Source organism: Acidocella sp. C78, assembly GCF_907164655.1.
Map to the genome: position 1 here is coordinate 1 of NZ_CAJQZK010000110.1, position 2,998 is coordinate 2,998.

The window sequence follows — 2,998 nt, forward strand, 5'->3', positions numbered from 1 at the left end:
CGCGGAGCTGGAAAACCTGCTTGCCGGCAAACGGGCTGACGGGTCCGATCTGCCGGCCGCGCCCGTGGAGGCGCCGCCTTCAACCCGTGCGCAGGACGCGGCGCCGGCAGTGCCCGAGGCGGACGAGACGGAGGACCGCGACGCAGCCCTTGCCGCCGAAGCGGCGGCGCTTGGCGAGCTGGGGCACGCGCCAGACGGCCCGCCGCCCTGGCCGGATGATTTTGCCCCGCCCCCGATGGAGGAGGCGGCCGCATATGATCGTGATGCGGCGCTGGCGGCCGACTGGCAGGCGGATGTTGCGCGGGGCGGTGAACCTGCGGTGCCGCCGCCTGGCCCGGCGGCCGAGGAGAGGCCAGCGGAACCCCGGGCGATCGATGTTGCGGCGGCGCTTGATGCCGCCGGTGTGCCCTACCGGACCAGCGGCGGCCGGTTGCGCCTGCAAGCGACCTGGCGCGGGGTGGATAGCTGGACGGTTTCGGTCAATGCCACCACCGGCCAATGGACCGACTTTGCCGCCAGCGAAGGCGGGCGGTTCGAGAGCCTGGTGAGACGGCTGGGCGTCAAAGCCGAGGCGGTGGAGATGGACCCCGAGGCGGCCAAGGCAGCGCGCGAGGCCGAGGTGCGGCGCAATGCCTTTCGCAAGAGCATCGCCGGGAAACTCTGGGATGAGGCGATTCCGGGTGCTGGTGAATTGCGTGAGCCGAATTTGCGCGGGTCCGTGGGGCAGAAATTGCGGCAGCGGGCGGCGCATGAGGCGCGCGTGGAAGAGGCCGAAGGCATGCGGGCGTCAGCCCGTGCCTATCTCAGCGGGCGCGGCCTCGATGCCGATTGGCTGATGAGCCATGTGCGGCTGGTTCGTCCGCATCCGAACTATGATTCGACGGAAGTGGCGGCTGGGGCGGCGGTGGTGATGCTGACGCCGATGTTCGGCCAGGATGAGGACGGCCGGGTGCGGCTGACCGGCGTGCAGCGCACCTATCTGACCGAGGGCGGAGCAAAAATCGGCCGCCGGATGCTGGGCGCCTCGGGGGCCTGGCTGCTGCATCCGCCTGCTGGCGCGGCGGTGCCGATCGGTGGTCATGAGCAGGCGCGCGTTGCCGGTGAAGGCTTCGAGACCGTCGCCAGCGTGGTGCAGGCAACGCGGCAGGCTGGTGTTGTCGGGTACAATGCCGGCGGCCTGGTGGCCTGGGCCGGACAGTTCACCGGCTCGACGCCGGTTGCGCTGCTGGCCGATCGCGATAATGCCCGCCTCCATAATGGCCGTGATGTTGGCGAGGCCGGGCAGAAGGCGGCTGCCAAGGCGGCGGCGCTGATCGAGGCCAATGGCGGCGAGGCGGTCTATCTTGAGCCACCGGCTGATGTTGCGGGCGGGGCGAAGGGCGCCGACTGGGCCGATGCCTTGCGCGCGGGCGGAGCCGCCGGTTTGCGGCAGGCGCTTGCGGCGGCCGAGGCGTCGAGTGCGGCCGACCGGGCGCGGATCGAGGCTAAGCTGGCGCCCGCCTCTCCCAGCGCGGCGCCGGATGGTCCGCCGGCCCAAGAGGCCGAACAGAACCAGCCTGCCTCCCATCCCGAGCTTGTGCGGCTCTACAAGGCGCTAGGGGCCAAGGACGGAAACGGCCTTTCCGAGATCGAGCGGGCCAACATCCTTGATGGCAAGCGGGCGGATGGCACGGCGCTGGATGCGGCCGATTGGCGGAACGCGGTGAACCGCTCGAAAACCCCGATCGGCTACGTTGATTTTACCTTCTCGGCCGACAAGACGATTTCGTTGGCATGGGCTTTCGCGCCGACCGAGGCGGAGCGCAACCAGCTTGCCCAGGCGCACAAGGATGCGGTGGCCGCGACCATGGCCGAGATCGAGCAGGTCATTGGCCAGGCGCGAAAGGGCAAAGGCGGCAAGGAAGGCACCGAGCAGGGCCGCATCGGGTGGATCACCTTTGACCACTATACCGCCCGCCCCACCCTCGAAATCGCCCGCGAGACAGCGGACGGCCGCACGGAAACCGAGATCGTCTCCGTGAAAGTGGCCGGTGATCCGCAGTTGCATACGCATGTCGCGGTGCCGAATGTCATCGTCACTGAGAGCGGCCGGGTCGTGTCCCTGAACACGTTGCAGATGCACGGCCGCATTCATGAATGGGGGGCGATCTACCAGGCCCATCTCGCCCAGAATCTCCGGCGGGCGGGAGCCAGTATAGAATTGGACCGAACCACCGGCGCGGCGCGGCTCAGCGCCGTGCCGGAGGAGATCCGGGCGGCGTTCAGTAAGCGGACCCGCGATGCCCTTTCCGACGCGAAAGCCTATGCCGCCTCGGTGGGCGCGGAGTGGGATCGCATGACCGGCGACGAACGGATCAAGCTGCTGAAAGGCGGCGCCTTTGCGAGCCGCAGTGCCAAGGCCGCGGGTCCGCTTACTGAACGCCGCCCGGATCTCCTCCGGCACGGCGCTGAGCCGCGCCGCGCCGGTGGTTCGGTCCAATTCTATACTGGCTCCCGCCCGCCGGAGATTCTGGGCGAGATGGGCCTGGTAGATCGCCCCCATTCATGAATGCGGCCGTGCATCTGCAACGTGTTCAGGGACACGACCCGGCCGCTCTCAGTGACGATGACATTCGGCACCGCGACATGCGTATGCAACTGCGGATCACCGGCCACTTTCACGGAGACGATCTCGGTTTCCGTGCGGCCGTCCGCTGTCTCGCGGGCGATTTCGAGGGTGGGGCGGGCGGTATAGTGGTCAAAGGTGATCCACCCGATGCGGCCCTGCTCGGTGCCTTCCTTGCGCCTTTGCCCTTTCGCGCCTGGCCAATGACCTGCTCGATCTCGGCCATGGTCGCGGCCACCGCATCCTTGTGCGCCTGGGCAAGCTGGTTGCGCTCCGCCTCGGTCGGCGCGAAAGCCCATGCCAACGAAATCGTCTTGTCGGCCGAGAAGGTAAAATCAACGTAGCCGATCGGGGTTTTCGAGCGTTCACCGCGTTCCGCCAATCGGCCGCATC

General features: G+C 68.4%; 1 protein-coding gene and 1 pseudogene. One reads left to right on the plus strand and one right to left on the minus strand.

All coding sequences use genetic code 11. The annotated features are described in order from the left end of the window. A partial coding sequence (gene mobF, locus ACIDOCELLA78_RS96725) for a MobF family relaxase (protein ID WP_249676896.1) occupies nucleotides 1-2,548 on the plus strand: 2,548 nt, incomplete at its 5' end. Here mobF and ACIDOCELLA78_RS96730 read toward each other — a convergent pair. Beyond that, nucleotides 2,482-2,987: pseudogene (locus ACIDOCELLA78_RS96730) on the minus strand (relaxase domain-containing protein). The gene mobF and the pseudogene ACIDOCELLA78_RS96730 overlap by 67 nt on opposite strands. Nucleotides 2,988-2,998 lie beyond the last annotated feature (11 nt).